General features: G+C 41.7%; 5 protein-coding genes and 2 pseudogenes. 3 read left to right on the forward strand and 4 right to left on the reverse strand.

Features of this window, described 5'->3' with window-relative positions; all coding sequences use genetic code 11:
* Positions 1-793, forward strand: a 793-nt coding sequence (locus B4113_RS02415; protein WP_061912153.1) for an IS110-like element ISGka2 family transposase, incomplete at its 5' end; no start/stop codon positions are given.
* Positions 794-1,199: 406 nt separating this feature from the next.
* On the opposite strand, the gene B4113_RS02420 is transcribed toward B4113_RS02415, so the two are convergent.
* Both B4113_RS02420 and B4113_RS02425 read right to left on the reverse strand, forming a co-directional pair.
* Entirely contained in the window at positions 1,200-1,691 is a 492-nt protein-coding gene (locus B4113_RS02420; protein WP_012301104.1) for a hypothetical protein, read from the reverse strand.
* A 191-nt stretch (positions 1,692-1,882) separates the two neighbouring features.
* On the reverse strand, positions 1,883-2,323 hold the full coding sequence (locus tag B4113_RS02425) for a RadC family protein (RefSeq protein WP_082799282.1): 441 nt from the start codon (positions 2,321-2,323) through the stop codon (positions 1,883-1,885).
* Positions 2,324-2,851: 528 nt separating this feature from the next.
* Here B4113_RS02425 and xerS point away from each other — a divergent pair.
* Positions 2,852-3,928 (forward strand): annotated as a pseudogene (gene xerS / locus B4113_RS02430) (tyrosine recombinase XerS); the annotation flags it as partial.
* A 213-nt stretch (positions 3,929-4,141) separates the two neighbouring features.
* Here the strand turns inward: xerS and B4113_RS02435 are convergent.
* Both B4113_RS02435 and B4113_RS02440 read right to left on the reverse strand, forming a co-directional pair.
* Positions 4,142-5,059 carry an AEC family transporter gene (locus B4113_RS02435; protein ID WP_061912155.1) on the reverse strand — a complete coding sequence of 306 codons (918 nt, stop codon included), beginning with the start codon at positions 5,057-5,059 and terminating at the stop codon, positions 4,142-4,144.
* A gap of 585 nt (positions 5,060-5,644) precedes the next feature.
* Entirely contained in the window at positions 5,645-6,991 is a 1,347-nt protein-coding gene (locus B4113_RS02440; protein WP_061912156.1) for an ISLre2 family transposase, read from the reverse strand.
* A 152-nt stretch (positions 6,992-7,143) separates the two neighbouring features.
* On the opposite strand from B4113_RS02440, the pseudogene B4113_RS18405 reads away from it, so the two are divergent.
* Positions 7,144-7,365, forward strand: a pseudogene (locus tag B4113_RS18405) (IS982 family transposase); the annotation flags it as partial.

Genomic DNA, 7,365 nt, shown 5'->3' on the forward strand with positions numbered 1-7,365 from the left:
AAAAAGTTTCGTCCCCCCAGCGGATATTCGCGAATTGCGGGATTTTACCCGCCTCCGCAAAAAGTGGGTCGGACAGCTGACTTCGGAGAAAAACCGGATTCAAAAAGTGCTCGAGTCTTCCAATGTCAAACTCGGCTCGGTCCTCTCCGATCTCTTCGGCGTTTCCGGAAAAGACATCCTCGCCCGGCTGCTTGAGAAGGGATACGTGGACAAGGACGAGTTGGATCAATGCCTGCGCGGAAGGCTCAAAACGAAAAAGCAAGCGGTGTACGATTCGCTGCTCGGCACCTTGACCGAACACGAGCTCCGTCTCCTTCGCCTCTTGTGGAAACACGTTGAGGAATTGGAGCGGCTCATCGAAGAAGTCGACCAACACATCGACCGCCTGCTCGAGCCGTATCGCGAGGAAGTGAACCTGCTGATGACCATGCCCGGAGTGAAAAAACAAACCGCCGCCGTCATCATAGCCGAGATGGGAACCGACATGAGCGTCTTTGAAACGCCGGAACGGGCGGCTTCATGGACTGGATTGTCCCCCGGCAACCATGAAAGCGCCGGAAAGCGAAAGAGCACGCGCACGACAAAAGGCAATCCCCATCTCCGATCGGCGTTATGCGAGGCGGCATGGTCAGCAGCTCGATCCAAGACGCATCCCTTGTCCCGAAAGTTTTGGTCGTTGGCGGCCCGGTGCGGGAAGAAAAAAGCCCTCATCGCCATTGCTCGGCGGATGTTGGTGATCATCTTTTGCATGATCTCCCGCAAAGAGCCGTTCCGCCAACCACAACTTATTTAGTCTAGCCAAAAGGCAGACAGGTTATACGAGATGCCTAAAATCGGGCACCTCTGCTTTCCTATTGCCTTTTTTGGCCATTTTCAGTATACCCTCACGGATCAGGAGCGTATACCGCACTCACCAAGTGGTGGGGATTTTCACGGAAAAGTTCCATGAGCAATTTTTGCTCTCCACCCGGGCATGAAAATGACTCATCGGGGCGCATGCATTTTCACGGAATACGAAAAGGGGAGGTATCCTGAATTTTTCAGCCCCCCTTTAAAAAAACGGCTTCTCAGATTGGCGTATAACGCGTCTTCAATTGTTTTATATTCGGAAGAGAAAAAGCGTCTCTATAGGGCATTTATGGCTTTTTAAAACGTATCCCCTTTTGTTCAATCAAAATTTTGCTATATTTTTTCCCTGATCATTTCTTCTGTTGCTCCAATAAATGCTTGGCAAAGCTTTCAACGGTATATTTTGACCAGTATGGCGTTCCGGCTACTACTAAGTCTTCCTTTGGAAACTTTCCTCTTTTGCGATAGACAGCAATCTTGTTTTGGGGGAAATGAATTCCTTTATCCTCTAGATAGCGCGCAAAATCACTTTGGGTGTAGTAGTCCTGGGAGTCTCTAATGATCGAGAAGTTAGGGTTTTTAATCAAATACGTTTCGTTTCTGAAAAACTCCACGATTAGTTGCAACGCAAATTCCAGCCATTCATCTTCAAGGTGCTGATATAGTAATTGGAGCGAGAATGCTTCCTCATTCGGTTTTTCAAAGAATCGAGCCAATTGCAAAAATGTCTTTTCTAACTCACTTAATGTTGAGGAAGTTTTCAATACTTCTTTATTGGATTCATCCAGTAAAGGTTTTAATTGAGGAAATTGATTGATGATCTTTTGTGTAGTATTTTTCATTTAATCCACCTCTTTGTTGTAAGTTACTACAATAATAGCATAAAATGTTGTATATCACAACATTTTTCCTAAAATAAATGGCTGTTTTATTGCAACGCTTTAAAACAGCCCATTTTTGAAAAGCTCGATGCTATTCAAAAATGGAGAAAGGGGAAGAAAGAAAAAGAAGAAGGAAGGAGGAAAACCTTCCTTCAGGAAAAGAACCCTCTTTCTTTGAGGGAAGTGTATTCTGCTTTGTAGTTGATGACTAGGTGATCGAGAACTTCAATCCCTAGTATCCTTCCGGCTTCTGCTAGCCGTTTCGTTATTTCAACATCCTCTCTCGATGGAGTGACGTCACCACTTGGATGCTGATGTGCGACGATGATGCTAGCTGAGTTATTGAGAATCGCTGCCTTGAAGACTTCTCTTGGGTGAACGATGGATGAGTTAAGTGAACCGATATGGCAGCGATGAACGGCAACGACTTCGTTTTTGGTATTGAGGCACATGACTAAGAACACTTCTCTGTCGTCGTCGCCGATGAAGTGTGCTGCCACTTTTGCTGCATCCTCCGGACAACGGATTTTGTGTCGCTCTTCCACCTCCTGAACGATTTGTTTGATGCGTTGGATTTCGTAGATTTTTTCCATGGTTGAACACTCCTTTCTTTGTTTGCCGGTGGGGGAATTTTTGCGCGAAGGTGGGTAGAAGGGTGCGGAACGAAGTGGAGCATACGAAGTATCAAGCGATTCGTTGACGGCTTGTGGGAAGCTCAATGACTTAGCAAGCCTTAAAAGCGATGCTTTTTAGGCTTGGTTAGCCGACTTGGCTTCCCCAAGCCGTCCGAAGAGCGCAGACCCTTTACGCGCCTAACAAGCAAAAATTACAATGGGGTGAGGCAAAGAAAGGGGCGTACTTGGGAAGGAGGTAAAAAATAAAACGCATTTTTGGCCTGTTGCATTTTTTTAATGCAACGGCCTAAAATGCGCCAAGACAAACTTTTTTCAATCATTCACGGTATATAACTTTTGGTTTATAAGTAAAATATAGGAAGTTCATTAAGTTTTCAATTTCACTAGTTTGCGTTATATCCAAATATAACGCAAACCTCGACAAAAATCGACAAAGGAAGGTGACTTCTATTGTCCACGACATAACGAGAACTTCGAAAACACGAACAGCGACTAGAAGAACAACTTAAGGACATGCCCTTTTACGTTGTAGAGTATGTAAGAGATAAGAAGCGCGCGCGTTTCTCCCCTTCCACTCTACTCGTATATGTGCATGACTTTAGACATTTCTTCCAGTGGTTAATCACCGAAGGAATCGCGAAGTGTGAGCAAATTAAGGATATTCCGCTTGAAACGTTAGAAAACTTACGCAAAAAAGATGTGGAATTTTACATTGACTATCTTACTGACGAGCCGTATGAGCAACGTAAAAACGTATTTAAAAAACGTACTCATGATAGTGTTCTGCGTTCCATCCATGCGCTCAAATCCCTTTTCAATTACCTAACGACGGAAACTGAAGATGAAAACGGTGAATGCTACTTCTATCGTAACGTGTTCGCAAAGATCGAGACTCATAAAGAGAAGGAAACCGCAAACCGGCGTGCTAAAAAAATTAGCAGCGTGCTCTTAAAAGGTCCAGAAATTAAAGAATTTCTTGATTTTCTAAAATACGAATATGAAAACCTATTAAATTCTCATCAAAAGAGATGTTTTCTGCGGGATAAGGAGAGGGATATTGCAATTATATCTCTTATGCTTGGAAGCGGTGCTCGGGTCGATGAAATAGCAAATCTGACACTGGAGGATATCGATTTTAAGAAGGCTCAAATTGATATTGTCCGTAAAGGAAATAAGCAAGATACAATTAATGTCCTCCCCTCCTCTCTTGAGGACTTAAAGAACTATTTAGCAGTTCGTAAGGAACGTTATAAAGCAACCAATGAGGATGTGTATGTGTTTCTCTCGAAGTACAGAGGCAAAGCACAACCTATTTCGGTTCGCACCATTCAGAATAACATCAAGAAGTACACTAAAGCATTTAGCGGCAAAACATTAAGCCCACATAAATTACGTCATACATTTGCAAGTGAGTGGTTACGAAGCGGCGGCGAGCTTGTACTCTTACGCGATCAACTGGGACATAATTCAATTGAAACAACAGCTAAATATACAAATTTAGACAACGAAGAAGCTAAGAAGATTATTAATCGAATGGATACGTCGTTTGAAGATGATAAATAACCAAATGAGCTAAACAACTTTTTTATTGTTGGTTTGGAATAAAATTTAATCAAAAACTTTTGGAGAAAGCTACTTTCAAGCGAAATAGAAAGATCTTATTTTGAAAAGGGATCTACTTGAACTAACTTTGGATAACTTTTACTGTTATTTCATTCATCGATGTGCCAATTTTTATTGGCATGGGTGTCTGTTAAAGAATGTTGTTGACCAAAGTTATAAAATATAATTCGATAAATAGATAACAATGGTCAATGTAAAACTACTTAACAATGTAGATAACATTAAAGCTTGGGCTGCAAATTCGGGATGATTATCATATTCCAATGCCAATACTACACTATTCCTTGAAGTTGGAATTGCGCTGGATATAAATAGAACTTGAGCAGTTACACCTTTTAACTCAAGAAAACAAATCAACGAGAAAGAACATATGGGTGCTATGATTAACCTTACGAAACTACTCAAGCAGACAAGTATTGATTGTTCTTTAAATCTAGATATTGATAGCTGGGCACCGATAGAAACTAATGCAAAAGCTAACATTCCATTGGCAACTGTTTCTAAAGGTGTTAATAGAAAATCCGGAATTTTAAGATGTAGGATTTTAGAAAACAAACCTAGCATAACAGCATAAAAAACGGGTAGTTTAAAAAAATGTTTAAGAGAGTTTTTGAATCCCTTTTGTGCAGAATTGGCATTGATCAGTCCAACAGTGAATGAGGTTAATATTTCAAACAATACCACTACCATTTGAACAGACATAGCAAAAGGATTATGATGAAAAACTAGATCATTTAAGGGTATACCAATATTTCCATTATTGACAAGAATAATGCTATTAGAAAAACTTGCAGATAATCTTTTTTCGAGTTTTAGAACTTTACTTAACAAATTACTAATTACAAATAGAATTATTAGTTGTAGAATAAGATATGCAAATATATTAAGCAATTTTTTAAGAGAAAGATTTGCCTGATAAATATTTAAAAAAGCTAAAGCAGGTATATAATAGTACAATATTAATTTGGAAAATGTTTCCATATCGAATTTAAACCGATGATGTAAAAAAGTTCCAGCTGCTATAAGACTTAAAATAGGAAACATAATTTCGAGTATAATATTTAGTATCATATTTTTTAATCCTTTCTACCTCTTCAAAATTATAGATAGCGCTTGTCTTATCTAGATTAAGTCCCGGAAATCGTGTAAAAAGAAAACGGCAAAAAGCGATTTTGTTTTCCGGTGACCGAGTTCACTAGATGGACGGAGAGAGGGAATTTTACACAATAATGAGGACTTGACCGTCTTACCTTTTAAGTTTGTCTAAAGATTATAATTTAATTCTCATAATAAGTAATATGGAGTATCTATATAAAAAAGCTGCTGAGAAAGTCCCTCAACAGCAATAAATTTATTTTTTATACCCGTGGTGCTAGATAAACTTGATCAAGCATAAAAATAGCCCTTGCCTGGCGGATCTCCTTAAAATGAAAGTGCGACCTACCATTCGAAAGGAGAATCCCCATGCAAGAGCACTTTCATTTTACTACAGATCGGGCCAAGATTCAAAAGCAATATGCCGCCAGATTGAGTCAAGAGTTTGTGGGAGATTTTTTTGATATTTCGATTCTCTGGATATATTTGGATTAAATAACCAAGTCTTTGTAAGCGTTTTCCAATACTCTCATCCTGTGCTCGTGCCTTTTTTCCCTTTTTTTAAAACCCTTTCAATGCCTTCAACACTTCATAAATAGGCGTTCCACACGACTGTTGGAGATAGCGAATATTGCCACGTACCACTTCCTCTATCTTTGCTCCTACTTTCTTGATTCCCCTTTTCACCATCGTTTCTCGTTCGCTTCTTTTTTCCTCCTCGACCACTACCTCTCCTTTCCACGTCCCAATCGTTAATCCGTCTTTCACGGCTACCATCACGTCTAAAAACGCTCGAATCCCTCTGTCACACCAACTCCGTCCATTTTTTACTCGCTTCGCAAACACGTGCATCGTTCCCTCTGCACTTCCCATCGGGCGCATTCCCGTCGTATCGATTCCTTTTTCTCGCAGCCACGCGCGATAATCGCTTAAACAGCCAGGCATCGACTCGATTCGTTGAATCAATCCCTCCAATTGCTTTTCTTTCTTTTCCTCTCCTAGGGTGCCTACCGCACTGTGCAGTTCCGTTAATAACCCCTTTTCATCGAACAAGGCCAACTTTTTCTGAATCGTCCGGTACCGTGGGTGATCTTTTACGCATTCACGAATCTCTCGCGCGACGTGGAACCGATCGAGCTGGAAAAATGCCCGTTCCCCAAAGTACTCTCGACAAGCCGTAATCCACGCTGCTCCGTCCCCATTGATCACCACCCAATCCCTCGTTGGGTCATAGCCGTATTCCTCCATCAAAAACGTTTCTAATCCTTCCCACACCGGTTCTTTTGTGTCATGGACATAGTGCCGTTTCCCCACCAACGATACCCGTTTTCCATTGACCTTCCATCCTTGGTGTACCGCCAAAATCTTTTCTTCTTTCCCTTTTCGCCGGCTTCGCTGCCGTTTGACGTATAACCCGTCCGCCTCTACAAACAACACCTGCTGTGTCCTTTCCATCGGACGATGCTTGTCTACCGTTGCTTGTAAGATCAGCTGGCGAATCGTTTCATGGCTCATCACCGCATAGCCTACCATCTTCTCTAGCGCCTCTGCGGCTTGGCGATACGAAGGACCCGTAACGGCTAATTCGATGGCGGTTTCCTCCAGTAATGGACTCACTCCCTTTGCCCCATCGAACCCGAGGAACGCATCTAATAAGCACGTATACACGCCTTTTTCTCGATCCAAATAGTAATTGCGTCGAACCTCCACCTCCCCAAATAACGTCTGCATCTGTACCGTTCGTTTATCTTTTAGGTAATAACGCTTTTTATCTCGTTGCTTGGCTAGCTCTTCATCCAGCCATTCCAATACCTGTTGAAGCATTTCTCCATAGGTTTTTTGTAACATCGAAAACAATTCTGCTTCTAGCTCTTTTAATGTTTGCCCACTTGTGATAAACTGTTGCATAGGACTCTCTGACCTCCTGTTGTGGATTGTTTGCACTTATTAACATACAGGAAGAGAGTCCTTTTTGCATCTTTTTTGCTCATCCTCCTTCTTTTATCAAGGGAACCTCCCCTTGAACCATATAAACGAGGACTTTACTTCCTCCCACAAACATTTTACTCATACATGCCGCCATTTTCTTTTTTGTCTCCGCTCAACTGTCATTGATTCAGACGCATCTTCAACGCCGCAACCGCCATTTGGTAAAGCAAGAAGATGACGTGATCATAGCGATTCACATTTTGGGGAAGCTGCTTGGCTTTTCTTCCGAACGGGCATGGCATCGCTTTGTCACCGGAAATTTGTTCACAAACGGGCAGTTTCTCGAACGTTCC

The sequence above is a fragment of the Geobacillus sp. B4113_201601 genome (assembly GCF_001587475.1).
In the GTDB taxonomy this organism is placed as follows: Bacteria; Bacillota; Bacilli; order Bacillales; family Anoxybacillaceae; genus Geobacillus; species Geobacillus icigianus.